This is a genomic window from Staphylococcus sp. EG-SA-15 (assembly GCF_017151895.1).
Lineage (GTDB): Bacteria > Bacillota > Bacilli > Staphylococcales > Staphylococcaceae > Staphylococcus > Staphylococcus aureus.
In genome coordinates this window covers 1-18,979 of sequence record NZ_JACVZN010000010.1, presented here as the reverse complement: position 1 = coordinate 18,979, position 18,979 = coordinate 1, and the positions used below count along the sequence as shown (strand labels likewise).

Annotated in this window: 15 protein-coding genes and 2 pseudogenes; 4 read left to right on the top strand and 13 right to left on the bottom strand. The window is 32.8% G+C overall.

Features of this window, described 5'->3' with window-relative positions; all coding sequences use genetic code 11:
- Positions 1 to 190: 190 nt before the first annotated feature.
- The 4 genes from IDG64_RS06385 to fdaB form a co-directional block, all read right to left on the bottom strand.
- The gene (locus tag IDG64_RS06385) at positions 191 to 1,618 is read right to left on the bottom strand and encodes an aldehyde dehydrogenase family protein (protein WP_001206093.1); all 1,428 of its coding nucleotides are present in this window, start codon (positions 1,616 to 1,618) and stop codon (positions 191 to 193) included.
- A gap of 237 nt (positions 1,619 to 1,855) precedes the next feature.
- Positions 1,856 to 2,191 carry a winged helix-turn-helix transcriptional regulator gene (locus IDG64_RS06380; protein WP_000451438.1) on the bottom strand — a complete coding sequence of 112 codons (336 nt, stop codon included), beginning with the start codon at positions 2,189 to 2,191 and terminating at the stop codon, positions 1,856 to 1,858.
- An 88-nt stretch (positions 2,192 to 2,279) separates the two neighbouring features.
- Entirely contained in the window at positions 2,280 to 3,539 is a 1,260-nt protein-coding gene (locus IDG64_RS06375; RefSeq protein WP_000046602.1) for a UDP-N-acetylglucosamine 1-carboxyvinyltransferase, read from the bottom strand.
- Positions 3,540 to 4,004: 465 nt separating this feature from the next.
- Positions 4,005 to 4,865: a class IIb fructose-bisphosphate aldolase FdaB gene (fdaB, locus tag IDG64_RS06370; RefSeq protein WP_001131841.1), complete on the bottom strand. Its 861-nt coding sequence runs from the start codon at positions 4,863 to 4,865 to the stop codon at positions 4,005 to 4,007.
- Positions 4,866 to 5,082: 217 nt separating this feature from the next.
- Between fdaB and IDG64_RS06365 the strand changes: the two genes are divergently transcribed.
- Both IDG64_RS06365 and IDG64_RS06360 read left to right on the top strand, forming a co-directional pair.
- Positions 5,083 to 5,604 (top strand): DUF2529 domain-containing protein, encoded by a 522-nt coding sequence (locus IDG64_RS06365; protein ID WP_000036005.1) that lies wholly within the window; start codon positions 5,083 to 5,085, stop codon positions 5,602 to 5,604.
- A 412-nt stretch (positions 5,605 to 6,016) separates the two neighbouring features.
- Positions 6,017 to 7,644, top strand: a pseudogene (locus IDG64_RS06360) (IS1182 family transposase).
- 33 nt (positions 7,645 to 7,677) lie between these two features.
- On the opposite strand, the gene IDG64_RS06355 reads toward IDG64_RS06360, so the two are convergent.
- The 3 genes from IDG64_RS06355 to IDG64_RS06345 all read right to left on the bottom strand — a co-directional run bounded on the left by IDG64_RS06355 (position 7,678) and on the right by IDG64_RS06345 (position 11,126).
- On the bottom strand, positions 7,678 to 9,288 hold the full coding sequence (locus tag IDG64_RS06355) for a CTP synthase (RefSeq protein ID WP_000159960.1): 1,611 nt from the start codon (positions 9,286 to 9,288) through the stop codon (positions 7,678 to 7,680).
- Positions 9,289 to 9,623: 335 nt separating this feature from the next.
- Complete coding sequence (rpoE, locus tag IDG64_RS06350; protein WP_000701483.1) at positions 9,624 to 10,154, bottom strand: DNA-directed RNA polymerase subunit delta; 531 nt, start codon at positions 10,152 to 10,154, stop codon at positions 9,624 to 9,626.
- A 111-nt stretch (positions 10,155 to 10,265) separates the two neighbouring features.
- The gene (locus IDG64_RS06345) at positions 10,266 to 11,126 is read right to left on the bottom strand and encodes a GNAT family N-acetyltransferase (protein ID WP_001040736.1); all 861 of its coding nucleotides are present in this window, start codon (positions 11,124 to 11,126) and stop codon (positions 10,266 to 10,268) included.
- 423 nt (positions 11,127 to 11,549) lie between these two features.
- On the opposite strand from IDG64_RS06345, the gene coaW reads away from it, so the two are divergent.
- A complete protein-coding gene (gene coaW / locus IDG64_RS06340; protein WP_000862727.1) occupies positions 11,550 to 12,353 on the top strand; it encodes a type II pantothenate kinase in 804 nt (267 codons plus the stop codon).
- A 130-nt stretch (positions 12,354 to 12,483) separates the two neighbouring features.
- Here the strand turns inward: coaW and IDG64_RS06335 are convergent, their stop codons facing one another.
- From IDG64_RS06335 to IDG64_RS06325, 3 genes are all read right to left on the bottom strand, one after another.
- Positions 12,484 to 13,155, bottom strand: a complete 672-nt coding sequence (locus IDG64_RS06335; RefSeq protein ID WP_000120549.1) for a DUF2750 domain-containing protein — start codon at positions 13,153 to 13,155, stop codon at positions 12,484 to 12,486.
- Between the two features lie 398 nt (positions 13,156 to 13,553).
- Positions 13,554 to 14,747 carry an L-aspartate--L-methionine ligase LdmS gene (gene ldmS, locus IDG64_RS06330; RefSeq protein WP_000183726.1) on the bottom strand — a complete coding sequence of 398 codons (1,194 nt, stop codon included), beginning with the start codon at positions 14,745 to 14,747 and terminating at the stop codon, positions 13,554 to 13,556.
- Positions 14,747 to 15,931, bottom strand: coding sequence for a M20 family metallopeptidase (locus IDG64_RS06325; protein ID WP_001291497.1), 1,185 nt, complete (start codon positions 15,929 to 15,931; stop codon positions 14,747 to 14,749). Before IDG64_RS06325 ends, ldmS begins: the two co-directional genes overlap by 1 nt.
- 310 nt (positions 15,932 to 16,241) lie before the next feature.
- Here IDG64_RS06325 and IDG64_RS06320 point away from each other — a divergent pair, with 310 nt between their 5' ends.
- Positions 16,242 to 16,712, top strand: coding sequence for an S-ribosylhomocysteine lyase (locus IDG64_RS06320; RefSeq protein WP_000164421.1), 471 nt, complete (start codon positions 16,242 to 16,244; stop codon positions 16,710 to 16,712).
- A gap of 151 nt (positions 16,713 to 16,863) precedes the next feature.
- Here the strand turns inward: IDG64_RS06320 and IDG64_RS06315 are convergent, their stop codons facing one another.
- The 3 genes and pseudogenes from IDG64_RS06315 to IDG64_RS06305 all read right to left on the bottom strand — a co-directional run.
- Complete coding sequence (locus tag IDG64_RS06315) at positions 16,864 to 17,214, bottom strand: DoxX family protein (RefSeq protein WP_001024035.1); 351 nt, start codon at positions 17,212 to 17,214, stop codon at positions 16,864 to 16,866.
- Between the two features lie 13 nt (positions 17,215 to 17,227).
- Complete coding sequence (locus tag IDG64_RS06310) at positions 17,228 to 18,529, bottom strand: pyrimidine-nucleoside phosphorylase (protein ID WP_001242310.1); 1,302 nt, start codon at positions 18,527 to 18,529, stop codon at positions 17,228 to 17,230.
- Between the two features lie 280 nt (positions 18,530 to 18,809).
- A pseudogene (locus tag IDG64_RS06305) lies at positions 18,810 to 18,979 on the bottom strand (deoxyribose-phosphate aldolase); the annotation flags it as partial.

Here is an 18,979-nt window from a genome sequence, read left to right as displayed (position 1 = left end):
ATGCATAAATAACTGTGCTAGCACAATCCCATTATGCTAATCCCCAACCTTTTAAATACATGAATAACTATAGCAAATTTTTATTTTAATTACAAAATCTATTTATAAAAATTGCAAAATTAAAACAGTACACAAAACTTAATTAGTCATGTGCACTGTTTTATTGCGATTTTTAATTCAAAAATCAAATTTATTTAAAATATCCAGCTATAGATTTCACTTCTAAGAACTCTTCAATACCATAATCGCCCCATTCACGACCTAAACCAGATTGTTTATAGCCACCAAATGGTAAATCTGGCTTTCTACCTGCTTCGTTTATTTCTACTGTACCTGCTTCAATAGAACGAGCTACTTTATGCAATGTTTCTTTGTCCTTACCAATAACATATCCTGCCAAACCATATTTTGTATCATTTGCAATTTGAATCGCTTCATCTAAATCGTTATAAGTGATAACTGACATTACTGGCCCAAAAATTTCTTCTTGTGCTATCGTCATTTGATTATCTACATTAATAAAAATTGTCGGACGTGCAAAGTATCCTTTTTCAAGTCCTTCTGGTTTACCAGGACCACCATAAAATAATTCAGCACCTTCTTCAATACCTTTATTAATATAATTTTGTACTTGATCAAATTGTTTTTTACTAATGATAGGGCCTACTTGTGTACCATCTTCTCTTGGATTACCGACACGCACTTGGCTAAATTGTTCTTTTAATTCAGCTAAGAATGCATCTTTAATTTTGTTTGGCACTAAAACACGTGTACCAGCTGTACATACTTGACCAGTATTATTAACAACTTTGCCTGTTGTTGCTTTAGCCGCTTCTTTAATATCTACGTCATCTAGGACGATATATGGTGATTTGCCACCAAGCTCTAATGATACCTTTTTAAAATCTTTAGCGGCTTTTTCCATAATTTTAGAACCAGTAGGGCCTGATCCTGTAAATGACATCATGCGTACTTTAGGATGTTCAGATAAAGGATTCCCAACACCAGCACCATCACCATTAACAAGGTTAAATACACCTTTAGGAACACCGACTTTATCAAAAATCTCAGCTAAAATAACAGCTGCAAATGGTGTTTCTTCAGATGGTTTAAGTACAACTGGACTACCAGCCGCAAATGCTGCTGCTAATTTTAATGATGTTTGGTTTGTAGGGAAGTTCCACGGTGTAATTAATCCAGATACACCGATTGCTTCTTTAACAACTAAATCATCTCCGCGGCGTTCTTCAAATTCGTAGTTATCTAATGCGTCTCTCGCTGCAACAAAATGGTTTAGTCCCATTTGATAATGGACACGCTCAGATAATGATAAAGGAGCACCTAATTCATCCGTAATAGCTTGTACAATATCGTCTTTTCTGTTTTCATATTCTTTTACAATTTTATCTAATAACGCTTGTCTTTCTTTCACAGATGTATGACGGAACTCTAAATAAACATCGTCTGCCGCCTCGACGGCTTTATCAACATCAGCTTTATTACCTTTAGCAACTTTCCCGATTACTTCTTCGGTTGCTGGATTTATAACTTCTATCGTTTCATTACTATTACTTTCTACCCATTCGCCATTAATGTATTGCTTTGTGTAGTCTCTCATTATTCTTTCACTCCTCAAGAATGATTTATATATTATTTATCCGAAATGCATACGATATAAACATTACATTCCATTATGATACGCTCCCTTTTAATATGTTCAAAATAAAATGCTTTAAAATTTTGCTGCATCTATTTTTTTATATTTTTAAATAAAAATAACTATTCCCACATCATCGCAAATAATGCGAAGACTTAGAAATAGTTATAATCAATGCTATGTTTAAACGTCATGTAATTATTTAGCAGTACGTTGATCTGTTAAATCGACATATGATTGCGCCCATGCTTCAATTGGATGTAAAGCCTCTGCTAACGCTTTACCTTTTTCAGTTAGCACATAAATAATTTGTACTGGACTCGTAGAAATGATTTGCTTCTCAACTAACTCCCATTGTGCAAGCTCTGACAACTTAAGACTTAAAGCACGTGGTGTTATTGTTTTCAAATCTCTTTTCATATCGGAAAAGTGTGCTGAACAGTCATTACATCTTGAGAGATAATTAATGATTAATCCATTCCAACTTCTACCAAGTATTTTAAAAGTTTCTTCGAGATACGGACATACTTCCATCATCTTCACCTCTCATCAATAAATTTAGAATGTAAACGAACACCCTTTTTTAATCAGTATAATTATTATACCACAAAACAAGATAAATCTATACAGTTTCCGTCCAAATATCTGCACCTAAAGCTTTTAAGTGTTCTACAATATCTGTATAACCTCTATAAATATGCTTTACATTGTAAATTGTAGTTACACCCTCAGCAATTAAACCAGCAATAATTAAACAAGCTCCTGCTCTTAAATCGCTAGCATAAACTTCAGCACCATGTAATGTTGATGGTTTTATCGTTGCTGTGCCTTCGTCAACTTCAATATTTGCACCCATGCGCTTTAATTCTTCAACATGTTTAAAACGCTCTGGATAAATCGTATCAGTTACAAATGAAGGACCATTTGCCATAAATAATAATGGTGTAATAGGCTGTTGCAAATCAGTAGCAAAACCTGGATATACTAGTGTTTTAATATCAACAAATTGATATGGTGCATTATTATTGATGCGAATTCTTTCGTCTCTTACATCGACATTCACACCTAATTCACTAAATTTAGCAGTTAATGTTTCTACATGTTTCGGAACAATATTATTTAATATAACATTTTCTCCACATGCTGCAGCGATACACATATATGTGCCTGCTTCAATTCTATCAGGTATAACTTGATACTCAGAACCATGTAATTCTTTGACGCCATTGATTTTAATTGTTGATGTACCCGCTCCCTTAATATTAGCTCCCATACTTGTTAAGAAGTTAGCAACATCAACTACTTCCGGTTCTTTAGCAGCATTTTCAATTACAGTTTGTCCTGTTGCATAAACTGCAGCTAGCATAATGTTAATTGTTGCACCTACGCTAACCATATCTAGAAAAATATGCGCACCTTTTAACTCTTTAGCTTCAATTTTCATTGATGTCGTACTTGATTCATCAATTTCAGCACCTAAAGCTTTAAATCCTTTAATATGTTGATCAATTGGACGTGGCCCAAGTGGACATCCTCCCGGTAAACCAATCACACATTTTTTAAATCTACCTAACATGGCACCCATCATATAGTATGAAGCACGTAATGATTCAACTTTATTATTTGGTAATGCAGCATTTTGTATTTCAGTTGTATCAACTTCTAATTCCGTACCATTTAGTGATGCCTTAATATTTAAATCTTCTAATAAACTCACTAAAGTTTTAACATCAGAGATTTGCGGTAACCCTTCTAATTTCACATGTCCTTGAGCTAATAATGTTGCAGGAATGATAGCTACAGCACTGTTTTTCGCGCCACTGATATTAACTTCCCCATTTAGTGTGCGTCCACCTCTTATTTTTATTACCTCTTGAGCCATATCATTTATCTCCTTTGTCCATTACTTTTTAATTTTTTGCATTATTAGCATTATAAATTAATTTTACTTTATTTGTAAAATAGTTTATTTTAATCGTTAAAATCTTGTCTTTCTATTTTCGATTGATTAATAACAAATCATTCACCTTTACTAATATATGCTGTTCTTCCCCACTTGACCATGGTCTAAAGTCTGATTATTCAACTAAATATTGACGTTGTTTTGATAATTATTTAGTTTTAATTCTACGATTTGTACGTAAACTTTTTTCATAAATTGCTCATTTTCCTTATAATTATATCACAATCAATTTTGGTATATTTTACCATTTTTACGCTTTCATTTTAAAATCAAACTGTTTTATTTATTACTTATACGACATAAAAAAGAAGCAAACACCATTTTGTCTGCTTCTTTTAAAATTAATATCCCTACGTTATTAATAACTTAAAGACTAAATATTAATTATTTAGCGCGGTTTGAAGTACCGAACTCTTTAATTTTACCTTTAACTGTTTCTTTGATAGCTTCACGTGCAGGTCCTAAGTATTTACGAGGATCGTAAACTTCTTTGTCGTTATTTAAAACGTCACGAACTGCTTTTGCTGAAGCGATTTGGTTTTCAGTGTTTACGTTAATTTTAGCTGTACCAAATGGAATTGCTTTTTGGATATCTTTAGTCGGGATACCAGTACCACCGTGTAATACTAATGGTAAACCTGTAGATAAACCGATTTCTTCCATTTCTTTAAATCCTAATTTTGGTTCACCTTTGTATGGACCATGAACTGAACCTAATGCTGGCGCTAATGCATCAATACCAGTTTTTTCAACTAGTTCTTGACATTCTTTAGGATCAGCATAAATGATGCCGTCTGCTACAACATCATCTTCTTGTCCACCAACAGTACCTAATTCAGCTTCTACAGAAACACCTTTTTCATGAGCGTATTCAACAACTTTTTTAGTTGTTGCTACGTTTTCTTCGAATGGGCTGTGTGAAGCATCGATCATTACTGATGTGAAACCAGCATCGATAGCTTCTTTACATTTTTCAAAGCTTGAACCATGGTCTAAATGGATTGCTACAGGAATAGTGATGTTTAAGTCATGCATTAACCCTTCAACCATTTTAACAATTGTGTAGAAACCGCTCATGTAACGAGCAGCACCTTCAGAAACACCTAAAATTACAGGTGCATTTTCTTCTTGTGACGCTTCTAAAATTGCTTGAGTGAATTCTAGGTTATTAATATTGTATTGACCTACCGCATAACCATTTTCTTTTGCATCAATTAACATTTCTTTCATTGAAACTAAAGGCATGAAAGTTCCTCCTTGAGTGCTTACGCACGTATTTTTCAAAGTAATTATATCAAAAAAATAGCGTCAATGCATTGAAATACTGCAGATTAAATGTGTATTTTTTGAAAAATGCGATAGTTATACTAAATGCAAACGTATACATTTTTATACAATTTAAGCCGTTGCATAATATGTAGTCATTAATTACAATATTTTATAAGTAGATTGGAGGATAAAGATGTCAAAAATCTTAAACACACAACTAATAGGTATCTTTAATAGGCTAGAAAAACAATCTTTAGAAATTCAAATGGCCGCCCAATGTTTAATTCAAGCAATTGGTGGCGAAGGTTATGTTTATGTAAAAGGTTATGATGATTTACAGTTTTTCGAAAGTTTCATTCTACATAGTGATGAGCGTTTAAAATCTAGCCGAAAACTTGACGCTATTAAAGACTTTAAAGAAATTGACTCAACTGATCGTGTATTATTATTCGCACCATTTTATAATGATCAAGTTGCATTAGATATTCAAAAACTTATCGACTTAGATATCGATGTGGTCTTAATAAGCAACAAACCTAAAACAGATGATTTCCCTGATCATCTCGTACATTTTATCGATTTATCTACACCAAGACCTATAGTATACACCGAAGATTACGATAAGATTGTCCAACCACATGCGATGGCATTGAATTATGTATACTATGACATTTATACACAAATGATTGAAATGACAAGAGACTTAGAATTATAAAAGTCACTATTGTTATTTCATACCTTGTCACTAACATAATATTAAAATTATACGAAAACAGGCTGGGACATAAATCCCTAAAAAACAGCAGTAAGATAATTTTCAATTAGAAAATATCTTACTGCTGTTCTCTATTTATACAATACTTCGTATTGAATGGCTTCGCTTTCCTAGGGTGCCGTCTCAGCCTCGGTCTTCGACTGGCACTGCTCCCTCAGGAGTCTCGCCATTAATACTACGTATTAACATGTAATTTTACTTTTAAATACTTTAAAAAATAAGAGACTTTGCCCAACTTGCACATAAATGTAAAATTCAATAAAATGAATTTTCTGTGTTGGGTCCCTTCGTATAATTTAATAAATACCAATAAACTAAATTAACGAGGTGCCTTAAGTATAAAAATTATAACATGATACAACTTACACTACCAATAGAAACTTCTGTTAGAATCTCTCAAAATGATATTTCACGATATGTTAATGAAATTGTTGAAACGATACCTGATAGCGAATTCGATGAATTCAGACATCATCGTGGCGCAACATCCTATCATCCAAAAATGATGTTAAAAATCATCTTATATGCATATACTCAATATGTATTTTCTGGTCGTAGAATAGAGAAATTACTTCATGACAGTATTCGAATGATGTGGTTAGCTCAAAATCAAACACCTTCTTATAAAACTATTAATCGTTTTAGAGTAAATCCTAATACTGATGCATTAATTGAATCTTTATTTATCCAGTTTCATAGTCAATGTTTAAAGTAAAATCTTATTGATGATAATTCAATTTTTATTGATGGTACAAAAGTAGAAGCTAATGCCAATAGGTATACATTTGTGTGGAAGAAAAGTATTCAAAATCACGAATCGAAATTGAACGAAAATTCAAAAGCATTATATCGTGACTTAGTTGAAGAAAAAATAATACCAGAGATAAAAGAAGATGGAGATAGCGATTTAACAATAGAAGAAATAGATTTAATTGGTAGTCATTTAGATAAAGAAATCGAAGATTTAAATCATTCTATTGAGAACGAAGATTGTGCTCAAATTAGAAAACAGACCCGTAAAAAAAGAACTGAGATTAAGAAGTTCAAAAAGAAATTTGATGATTATTCCGAAAGAAAAAATAAATATGAAGAACAAAAATCGATTCTTAAAGATAGAAATAGTTTTTCTAAAACTGATCATGATGCAACTTTTATGAGAATGAAGGAAGACCATATGAAAAATGGCCAACTTAAGCCAGGATACAATTTACAAATAGCGACAAATTCTCAATTTGTTTTATCCTATGACCTATTTCAAAACCAAACAGATACTAGAACATTAATCCCATTTTTAACAATGATTCAAAATACCTTCGGTTATTTACCAGAGTATATTGTAGCTGATGCAGGTTATGGTAGTGAGCAAAACTATATGGCTATTATAGATGATTTTAATAAAACGCCACTTATTACGTATGGCATGTTTATTAAAGATAAAACTAGAAAGTTTAAAAGTGACATTTTTAACACTCAAAATTGGAAATATGACGAACTTAATGATGAATTTATATGTCCTAATAACAAAAGAATAGGTTTTAAAAGATATGCATACCGTAATGATAGATATGGTTTTAAACGTGACTTCAAGCTATATGAATGCGATGACTGTTCATCATGTTCTTTGAGACATCAATGCATGAAGCCAAATTCGAAATCCAATAAGAAAATCATGAAGAATTATAATTGGGAATACTTTAAAGCCCAAATTAATCAAAAGCTTTCTGAACCAGAAACGAAAAAATCTATAGTCAAAGAAAAATTGATGTAGCGCCTGTTTTTGGATTTATGAAGGCTATTTTGGGTTTCACTCGAATGTCAGTTCGAGGAATAAATAAAGTTAAACGAGAGCTAGGTTTTGTATTAATGGCACTTAATATAAGGAAAATAGCAGCTCAACGAGCTGTACATTATAAAATACATATCAAAAAAGCTGATTTCTATCAAATAATTAATAGAAATCAGCTTTTTTACATTGCCTAAGAACTTAATGTCCCAAGCCCTTTATTAGCAAATTTATTTATTTTGTTGATATTTTAATGAAGCTTCAATAAATGATTTAAAAATCGGGTGCGGACGATTTGGTCTAGATAAGAATTCTGGGTGGAATTGACAAGCAATAAAGAAATCATTTGTCGGAATCTCTACCATTTCTACTAAACGTCCATCTGGACTTGTACCAGAAATTACCATACCATTTGCTTCTAATTGTTCTCTATAGTCATTATTAAATTCATAACGATGACGATGTCTTTCTTCAATTTCCGCTTTACCATAAACATCTTGTGCCAATGTGCCTTCTTTAATTGAACATGGATATAAGCCTAAGCGTAATGTACCACCTAAATCTTCGATATCTTTTTGTTCTGGTAATAAATCTATAATTGGGTATGGTGTTGCTGGGTCTAATTCAGCTGAATGTGCGCCTTCAAGGCCTAATACGTTTCTTGAAAATTCAACTGTTGCAAGTTGCATTCCTAAACAAATACCAAAGAATGGTACATTGTTTTCTCTAGCATACTTAATTGCACTAATTTTACCTTCACTTGCACGGAAACCAAATCCACCTGGTACTAAAATACCGTCGACATCTGCAAGGTATTCGGCTGCATTTTCATCTGTTACTTCACTTGAATCAATCCATCTAATGTCAATATCTTTGGCAAAAGGATATCCAGCATGTTTCAATGATTCAACAACTGATAAATATGCATCTTGTAAGCTAACATATTTACCTACTAAACCAATTGTAATTTTACCATCTAAATTATTAACGATATCTAACAACTGTTTCCATTCATCAAGCTGTGTTTCATATTTCGCGTTTAATTGTAAACGTTTAATAACGATATCATCCATATTTTGTTGGCTTAATTGTAATGGAATTTCGTATAAAGAGTCTGCATCACGACATTCAATAACACTTTCTTTATTAATGTCACAGAATAATGCAATTTTATCTTTTAAATCTTGTGTCATTTCATATTCAGTTCTTACAACGATTAAGTCTGGTTGAATACCTAAGCCTCGTAATTCTTTAACACTATGTTGTGTTGGCTTCGTTTTCATTTCTCCAGCAGCTTTAATATAAGGCAGTAATGTACAGTGAACATACATAACATTTTCTCTACCTAAATCGCTACGAATTTGACGAATCGCTTCAATAAACGGTAATGACTCAATATCACCTGTTGTACCGCCAATTTCAGTGATAACAACGTCTGCATTCGTACTTTCCCCTGCAAGTAGTAAACGTTCTTTAATTTCATTTGTAATATGCGGAATAACTTGAACTGTTCCACCTAAGTAATCACCACGACGTTCTTTTTTCAATACGTGTGAATACACTTTACCGGCTGTCACATTTGAAAACTTGTTTAAATTAATATCAATAAATCTTTCGTAATGTCCTAAGTCTAGGTCTGTTTCTGCACCATCATCCGTTACGAATACTTCACCATGTTGATAAGGACTCATTGTACCTGGGTCAACATTTAAGTATGGATCGAATTTTTGAATTGTTACATTTAGACCTCTATCTTTTAATAATCTACCTAGAGAAGATGCTGTAATACCCTTCCCTAATGATGAAACTACGCCACCTGTTACAAAAATAAATTTTGTCATGTCTTGACCTCCTAATTATTAAAGGGAATGCTTCCTCATCAATTGTAAAAATCACGTAAAACATAACATTAAAGCAAGCTCATTCAAGTTGTTTATTTGTCGAATTCGACAAAATTAAATTCTGTTTACTTACCGTTTCCATACTGCTATGTCACTATGTATATCATTTACAACTTTGATTTTTGCGTTATCATTTCTTGATTTACTCAATTAAATAAAAAAACGCTCCCTCTCACAAATTCTGTAAGGGGAGCGTATAAATTTTATACACGTGTCCTATTTAAAGGAGCCCGAATAAAATTTTATCATCTTTCAACTAAAAGTCAAACAAAAAATTAATCGTTGAAGTCTTCTTCGTCTTCAAACACTTCTTCGTCTTCGTCTAGTTCATCTTCATCTTCTTCAATGACTATATCCGAATGATTGATTTCTTCTTCAACCTGCTCATCTTCTGGATCATTTAGTTCTTCTTGATCATCTGTTTGAGCTGGAATATCATCGTCGTCATCCATTTCATCTTCGCCCAATAATTTTAAGTTTTGATCTTCTTCATCATCTGCATCCAGAATATCGAATTTTTGAATAGTTGGTGCGATTTTCTCTTCAATATCATCTACCGAATACCAATCACGTAATCCCCATAAATTTTCTCCAACATTTAAAAAACGACCATCTGTGTTTAAATCCGTGTAAAATTGTACAACACGATTTTCAATTTCTTCGTACTCATAATCACCTAACGCTCTAAATTCATCGATGATATCATATAAGTTCATTGTTTCGCCTTTATCATTCAATAATGTATAAGCCATATCAATAAATGATTTTTCATCAACCATTTGTTTTGTATAATCTTGAATTTTCATTGCCCAATACTTCCTTTCGAAGGATATAATCTAAATTTATACGTCTGAATTCATTTATATATAGTAACAAAACTAAATTATAAATGACAATATCATATTTCGCAATCACTGTTAGTAATTTAAATATTTTTCGAAAACGACATAATCATCAGTTTGTTCGATTTCAACGAAATTACTATTTAAACATAATGGTTTAAAATCATTATTCTCTCCAAACAGAATCATCGTAATCACATTAAGGTTGTCATAGTTTTTTCTTAAGTAAGTTGGCAATTGTCGCAGAGCACTTGAACCAATACCATTAAAGCGATATGATTTATCCACTTCAATAGCAGCAATGTTCATGCGTTCACCAATCTGCTCCAATGCGATAAAGCCAACCTTTTGGCCATCAATCATTAAATTAATGATATGTACATTGGTCACTTCTGAACGACTTTCTTCTTCAAGCTTTAATGACGAAACATGTTTTGAATCTAAGTCCAAGTAATATAGTCGTTCTTTGCCAATTGGTCCTTCTTCTTTAGTCGCTGTATGCATGAATCCAGCACGTTCGTATAGGTTCCAAGCATTGTCATTTTCCGCATCTACTACTAGATATAGATGATTAAAATCAGGAAATACACCTTGAACATATTGCGGCAATGACATCATTATTTTCGTGCCATATCCAAAACCTTGATATTTTTCATTAATCGATAATGAACGAATATAAACGACATTTTCAGGTGTATCATAACCTTCATGCTGATAGTAACGATGTAATACAAAAAAGCCCACCACTTCATTTTTATCGTTTATTGCTACGTTAGCAATCCTATCAGCATCATTAATTGCATCATCAATAACTTCTTTAGGTAAAGATGAATATATTTGTTGTCTTTCATTCAAGTCAAAATCATTAATTGCTGAACGATATTGTTCATCAAATGCTTTTAAAGTGATACCTTCAAAACAAAGTTCTTTAGCCATATATTTAACCCCTATCTTTTTATATATGAAGCATGAATCCCCATATTATTTTACCTATTATTTCACTACGATACCATTATTTGCTCTAAGTTAAATAAATTACTTATTTATATTTTTTAAATTTCAAAATTAATGTACTATTCCTCATTACTTATCATTTTAATCAGAGAGTTACAAATACACTGCGTACGAACTACTTTTAATATTGCGTCACTAACTAACAATCCTATACAACTTCAAAATTCCTAGAAAATAATATATATAACTTAACGTCTACGTTTGTAATACATTAATTGCGATACGCTTACAATGTTGAAATACAATGGCATCAAATTTGTTAATAATTACTATTATTACTTGTTTTTTAGTCATTTTACTATACTATTATTTAAGGATAGACATTAATAATGAGGTGGGAATCTTATGAAAGTTGGCATTGACGCTGGCGGTACACTAATTAAAATCGTTCAAGAGCAAGATAACCAACGTACTTTTAAAACTGAATTAACTAAAAATATTGATCAAGTTGTGGAATGGTTAAACCAACAGCAAATTGAAAAATTATGCTTAACTGGAGGTAATGCAGGTGTCATTGCTGAAAACATCAACATTCCTGCACAAATTTTTGTAGAGTTTGATGCTGCATCTCAAGGACTAGGTATTTTGTTAAAAGAGCAAGGCCATGACTTAGCAGATTATATTTTTGCAAATGTTGGTACCGGTACGTCACTACATTATTTCGACGGCCAATCACAACGTCGTGTAGGCGGTATCGGTACAGGTGGAGGCATGATTCAAGGACTCGGTTATTTACTAAGTCAAATCACTGATTATAAACAGTTAACTGACATGGCACAACACGGTGATCGTAACACTATCGATTTAAAGGTTAGACATATTTATAAAGATACCGAACCACCCATTCCCGGTGATTTAACAGCAGCTAATTTTGGTCATGTACTACATCATTTAGATGCTGATTTTACACCTAGCAATAAATTAGCAGCCGTTATTGGTGTCGTTGGCGAAGTTGTTACGACAATGGCCATTACTGTTGCACGTGAATTTAAAACTGAAAATATCGTTTATATCGGTTCTTCATTTCATAATAACGCTTTATTACGCAAAGTTGTGGAAGATTATACTGTGTTACGCGGTTGCAAACCGTACTATGTTGAAAACGGCGCATTTTCAGGTGCTATTGGTGCATTATATTTAGAAAAATAGAAAAAGACCATTTATATGCGCGTTGTTTTAAATAAACGCTATATAAATGGCCTTTTATTTTATGGTCTACGTGTTTTGGAATACGTATTGTTCCATTTATTATCACTTAATTACTTACAACTCAATTCAATTAAAATGTAAGTTCATTAGACAATTTTTGCGCTGAAACAATTGTACCAACCACGCCAGTTTTTAAATCTATCGCAACGGCTTTATGATCATCTCTAAGTTCATCTAGCCATTCTCCGAAAACAGAACCTTCAATCGTAATTAAATCACACTCTTCAAAATCTTCATCTCGAACTTTTAACGCTCTGTTTTTAATACTCCATACAGGCATAATATGCGGCTTTTTTTCGTCGCTATCATTTTCACTAATGAGAATAAACTGCTTACTACCTTTTTTAGTTAAGCCGTATACTTCATCATATTTCGCTACATCTTGGACAAATTCTTTGATTCTAATTTTATCTAATTCCGTCATCACTTCTTGTGTAACAGCTACAACGTTTAGTAGATGCCCTTCTTCTTCCATTGTTTGATTCATAATAATATGGTCTTGTTCATCAAACAATTCATCTAATTCATAAGTAGCAAAACGATCAACGTCCATTTTTACAACTTTATCAAATGGAATATCACGACTTGTTAAAAATGATACGGCCACACTTTCTTCTGTCCAAACGCCTACATACGCTTCACTTTTATAATTTAGGCGTACTAGTTTTTTATTTTTAGAGGCGAAATAAATACATTCATTTATTAATATATCTCTAAAGAATGGATATGCTTTATAAGACATGCTTGACCCTCACTTTTTAAAATATGTCATACATAAAATAGTAAATGACTCCAACAAGTTAGTCAATTAGACATATTATGAATTCAATTTAATGTCATGTTTTTCATTTTAAAAATTCAATAGCATTAAATTTTACGTATACACAAATTCGGTCTATAACACGAAACATATCTAGTTACTAAAAATTTCAAAACGATAACCTTTAGTATACCTTTATCAACAAAATGGCAACTCTTATAACATAGTGAAATAAAAGTCGCCATTTAATATTAGTATTACAAAGTATTGCCATATCATAAATTTAATTACTGTTGACTAGAATCGAAAAAAGCTTGTTACAAACGCATATTCAGTCAACTACTGGCAACACAACATTGTAGCGCCTTATGTTCCGAACTCTAATAGTGTTCAAGTTCAGCTAAAAATGCGCGTTCATTCTCCAGTACTGTTTCTTTTGAATCACCATGCCAAATACAGCCAAACCTTGATTTAACTTTATCTTCACCGTACCAATCACCATCATAATAAGATAACGGGTATAAACTACCTTCTTTGACATATTTCAAAATCGTATTGAAGAAATGTGTGTTATCACCTTTTGAATGATAACTATAAAACTTTTGATATCCTGAATTCAACTCGTTAGCAAGTAATAACATGCTCGTTGAACCATTTTGTCTAAAGTTTAAATCAATCGCATAAACGTTATCATCCTCATCGACGAGTAGGTCAAAACCAGCTACACCAAAGAATCCTTGATTCACACCGTTTTCCATAATTTGTCTACCTGCTTCTATAACGTGCTCTGGTACATTAGTAGTATTTTCATTTCCGTTATAAAATCCGTACTTATCCGTTAATTGCGTTGCCGCACCAAGATATTGAATGCCTAGCGATTCCGAGTATGCAAACTGAACGCAATAATTCGCTTTTTCTTCAATCTTCTGTTCGATAATAAGCGAATTCGTTTCAGCAGTTGCCTCTTTAATACGCGTTATCGCTTTTTGTAAATCTGCATCATGATAACAAATCATAACGCCATAGCCACCTGCTGTCGGAAGATCATCTCCCGGCTTAATTACTAACGGGAATTCCCAATTCTTAATCTCGTTTTCGAATTGCTCAATTTTTACAACTTTTCTTTTTGGTAAAAACTTCCCATTTGTCCATTCAGGTATTCTTGCTTTATTATTTAAAGCAACAAATAACGTTTTATCTAATGCATAATATTGCTGATTCAAGATTGTTTCATCATGAATATATTGAAAATAAATCTTTTTATTTTCCTTATGTGCCAATTGTTTGATCAAGTTTTCGTAAGATTGCTGATTGTTAAATGTATAAATTGAGTTCGGTACTTCCTTACCAATAACTTGAAATAGCTGATGCAATTTGTCTGTCGCACTAGCTTCGTGAACAATAACAGGTAATTGATTTGCTATTAATAACTCCCTACCAGTTAAAAAATTAGATTGATGTTCGTCCGGTTTCAACCATGGATTCGATATATACGAAGGTCTTGACGTATAGACAACATCTTTGTCATATAAATCACTTAACGTTAAGTTCGGCTCATTACCATTATTTGTCATTACTTCCCATTCCCTTTCAAATGCGCATGCTCTTCAATAATGTCTTGATAAACGTCTTGATTTGTAATTAACTCTAACCCCATCAACGCCATTATTTTAGCACCTTTAATTAATGCTTCATCACCATGTACACTCGCAGCCGCTTCTCTAAATCTATGCGTATGTCCTACTAAATTACGTGATCCTATTTTAATATGAGGATGTATTGTTGGCACAACATGACTTACGTTCCCTGTATCCGTAGAGCCATAACCAAAATCATCATCAATAACTGCTTCACCAACTTCTTCAGCATATTTAGCAAATAAATCATCTAATTTCGGCGTTTTAATGAATTCATTCACACCGTTTTGAATTGGACCAAATTCATAATCACAACCAGTCTGTATCGCAGCTCCACGTGCGATTTGATTTACTTTTTCTGTTAATATATCCAATTCTTTACGCGTCATTGCTCTAGTATAAAAACGAGCATGTGTATAGTCTGGAATAATATTAGCTGCTTTCCCGCCATCTAAAATCACACCATGCACACGTTGATCTTTTTTAATATGTTGTCGTAGTTGTGCTACACCATTAAAATAACTAATCATAGCGTCTAATGCATTTAACGCTTCATCTGCATTTTCAGAGGCATGAGCACTTTTTCCGTAAAATTTAACATCTAAAACATCCACTGCCAAAGTATCAATCGTTTTATAAGTTTCATTTCCCGGATGAATCATTAAGGCAATGTCTATTTGATCAATCACACCAGCCTTGACATAAGAAGCTTTAGCGCTACCATTTTCCCCACCTTCTTCAGCTGGACATCCGAGAACGACTACTTTACCACCAATTTGGTCAATCACTTGCTTCAAACCAATTGCACCAAGCACACTTGCAGTTCCAATGATATTATGACCACAAGCATGACCCAATCCTGGCAAAGCATCGTATTCTGCTAAAAAACCTATAGCTGGCCCGTCAAGACCCGAATCATATGTCGCTATAAACCCAGTTGCATGTCCAGCAATCTCGGTTTCAATTTCAAAATCATGTTCTTTCAAACGATCTATTAAAGTTCGAGACGCAAATATTTCTTCATTACCAAGTTCAGGACGTTCATGAATTCTATGACTGATTTCGATATAACTATATTTATTTGTTTCTATATAATCGAGAATTTGTTGTTTTTCACTCATTTTTTACTATCTCCCTTTTACCCTACACTCATTTTAATCATCCACAATATTTTGTTCTTTCAAAATGAATTATTACTTATTCTATCGGTTTTATCTCATGATGTCATCTAGTTTTTCTTTATTTACAAAATTTTCTAATAACTAAAAGCCTTTCATAAATTTATAAAACAGTTTCAAATTGTAAAACATAAGCCCTATTGTTACAATTTAAGTATTGTTAGAAACACAACTTACAACAAACTTAAGTTTTATAATGCAACAAATCATAAGCGTTTTATAGTTTTGAGTAGTTAATAGGAGGAAATTCAAAATGACAAAAATGAATGTTGAAAGTTTCAATTTAGATCATACTAAGGTGGTTGCCCCATTTATTAGATTAGCGGGAACGATGGAAGGATTAAACGGAGATGTCATTCACAAATACGACATTCGTTTCAAACAACCAAACAAAGAACATATGGATATGCCCGGACTACATTCATTAGAACATTTAATGGCTGAAAATATTAGAAATCATAGTGACAAAGTTGTTGATTTAAGTCCTATGGGTTGCCAAACTGGTTTCTATGTATCATTTATTAATCATGATAATTATGATGATGTATTAAATATTGTTGAAGCAACTTTAAATGATGTGCTAAATGCTACTGAAGTGCCTGCTTGTAATGAAGTACAATGTGGCTGGGCAGCAAGTCATTCATTAGAAGGTGCTAAAACTATCGCTCAAGCATTTCTAGACAAACGAAACGAATGGCATGATGTTTTCGGTACAGGAAAATAAATCTTAGTCAATCAAGTTAATCAGAAAAGCAGTCGAACAATGATGTTACAATCGCCATTGTCCAACTGCTTTTTATTATGCTTCAAAGTCAAAAAATCGAACAAATGAAAAAGTAAAATCTTTAACATTTGTCCGATTTATTTGAGAACCACTATAATTTCTTAATTAGTCCCATTAACACGAACTGCATAGGTAACCTTAAATATAGTTGCCATGTTGGCAATTGTTTATCTCCTAAAGGTAACTTTTTAACTGCCATATAGATATTAGCTGGGAATACAGCTAGCAAGAATAGATTGATTGTATTTTTCAAGCATTGAGATGGTCTTTTAATTAAAAGTGCAAGTCCAAATAATATCTCAAAGATTCCTGTAACAAGAACCGCTGTTTTTCGAAGTGGCAAACATTTCGGTATGATATTTCTAAATTGTCGTTCTCGTGTAAAATGCAATACACCTATTACACTAAAACCTATTCCTAATAAATATCTTAGTATGTTCAATCAGCTTCAACTCCTATTCTATAATGATTTTATGAATTAATGTAGGCGATACAACATGATCAGCAATTGTTATGCTTGAATCTAATTTTTTAACAACATCGTCTACATCTTGGCGATTACTGTGAATCGTTAATAATGATTCTCCTTCTTCTACTTTATCACCAATTTTTTTATTTAAAACAATACCAACCGCTAAATCAATATCATCCTCTTTTGTTAAACGTCCCGCTCCTAACATCATCGAAGCGACACCTATATCGTTAGAGACTAATTCAGTCACATAACCTGATTTTTTAGCTTTATATTCAATTTGATATTGAGCTTGTGGCAAACGCTCTGGATGGTCAATAACAGTTTCGTCGCCACCTTGGTTTTTAATAAATGTTTTGAATTTTTCTAATGCTGCACCTGAATTAATTGCCTCAATTAGCAACGCTCTCGCTTCTTCAAGCGTTTCAGCTTTGTTTGCAAGTACAACCATTTGAGAACCTAATGTTAATACAAGTTCTGTTAAATCTTTCGGACCTTGTCCTTTCAACGTATCAATTGCTTCTTGTAACTCAAGCGCATTGCCAATCGCACGTCCAAGTGGCTGATTCATATCAGAAATAATCGCCATCGTATTACGTCCCACATTATTACCAATACGTACCATTGCGTGCGCTAATGCTTCAGCATCTTCTAATGTTTTCATAAATGCACCGCTACCAGTTTTTACATCTAATACAATTGCATCTGCACCAGCAGCAATCTTTTTACTCATAATTGAAGAGGCAATTAATGGTATTGAATTGACAGTACCAGTAACATCCCTTAAGGCATATAATTTTTTGTCTGCAGGAGTTAAATTTCCTGATTGTCCTACAACTGCCACTTTATTTTCATTAACCAATTTCACAAATGTTGCTTCATCTATTTCAACATGAAAACCATCAATTGCTTCTAATTTATCAATCGTACCACCTGTATGACCTAATCCACGCCCACTCATTTTTGCAACAGGAACATCTACAGCTGCTACTAATGGTGCTAAAACCAATGTAGTTGTATCTCCTACACCACCTGTTGAGTGCTTATCTACTTTGACACCTTTAATATCACTCAAATCTATCATATCACCAGAATTAACCATAGCCATCGTTAATGCTGCACGCTCATCATCATTCATATCTTGGAAATAAATCGCCATTGCTAAACTTGATGCTTGGTAATCAGGAATATCCCCTTTAACATAGCCGTCAATAAAGAAATTAATTTCTTCCGTTGTTAGTGTATGACCGTCACGCTTTTTCTCAATAATGTCTATCATTCTCATTTTTATCATCCTTTTCTTAAAAAGCTTAGGACAAAGCATCTGCGCTTTCTCTAGTCCATTTTTAAAAGCACAAGCGAAAATTATTATAGCAAGCTATCGATTTCATTTTTAATATCACAATTTCAATGCGATGTTATTATTCTTAAATAGATTGGTTATAACGTTAAAGTCCCTATTAAATTAACTTAGAATCATCATGGCATTTATGATGTCTTAAAGCTGATATCGACATACTTATATATGGTTACGATGTCCCATGCTTACATATTTTTTTATAAAATTAGTAATCTGAATCTGCTTCTAAACCTTGCATAATTTGAACGCCTGCGCTCGCACCAATACGTGTCGCACCTGCTTCAACCATTTTATTGAAATCTTCTAAATTACGTACGCCACCTGATGCTTTTACTTCTACATCAGCACCTACTGTATCTTTCATTAATTTAACGT

Bases quoted from the DNA above. Each gene is read 5' to 3' on its own strand.
- IDG64_RS06385 (WP_001206093.1), bottom strand. From the start codon at position 1,618: ATGAGAGACTACACAAAGCAATACATTAATGGCGAATGGGTAGAAAGT.
- IDG64_RS06380 (WP_000451438.1), bottom strand. From the start codon at position 2,191: ATGGAAGTATGTCCGTATCTCGAAGAAACTTTTAAAATACTTGGTAGA.
- IDG64_RS06375 (WP_000046602.1), bottom strand. From the start codon at position 3,539: ATGGCTCAAGAGGTAATAAAAATAAGAGGTGGACGCACACTAAATGGG.
- fdaB (WP_001131841.1), bottom strand. From the start codon at position 4,865: ATGCCTTTAGTTTCAATGAAAGAAATGTTAATTGATGCAAAAGAAAAT.
- IDG64_RS06365 (WP_000036005.1), top strand. From the start codon at position 5,083: ATGTCAAAAATCTTAAACACACAACTAATAGGTATCTTTAATAGGCTA.
- IDG64_RS06355 (WP_000159960.1), bottom strand. From the start codon at position 9,288: ATGACAAAATTTATTTTTGTAACAGGTGGCGTAGTTTCATCATTAGGG.
- rpoE (WP_000701483.1), bottom strand. From the start codon at position 10,154: ATGAAAATTCAAGATTATACAAAACAAATGGTTGATGAAAAATCATTT.
- IDG64_RS06345 (WP_001040736.1), bottom strand. From the start codon at position 11,126: ATGGCTAAAGAACTTTGTTTTGAAGGTATCACTTTAAAAGCATTTGAT.
- coaW (WP_000862727.1), top strand. From the start codon at position 11,550: ATGAAAGTTGGCATTGACGCTGGCGGTACACTAATTAAAATCGTTCAA.
- IDG64_RS06335 (WP_000120549.1), bottom strand. From the start codon at position 13,155: ATGTCTTATAAAGCATATCCATTCTTTAGAGATATATTAATAAATGAA.
- ldmS (WP_000183726.1), bottom strand. From the start codon at position 14,747: ATGACAAATAATGGTAATGAGCCGAACTTAACGTTAAGTGATTTATAT.
- IDG64_RS06325 (WP_001291497.1), bottom strand. From the start codon at position 15,931: ATGAGTGAAAAACAACAAATTCTCGATTATATAGAAACAAATAAATAT.
- IDG64_RS06320 (WP_000164421.1), top strand. From the start codon at position 16,242: ATGACAAAAATGAATGTTGAAAGTTTCAATTTAGATCATACTAAGGTG.
- IDG64_RS06310 (WP_001242310.1), bottom strand. From the start codon at position 18,529: ATGAGAATGATAGACATTATTGAGAAAAAGCGTGACGGTCATACACTA.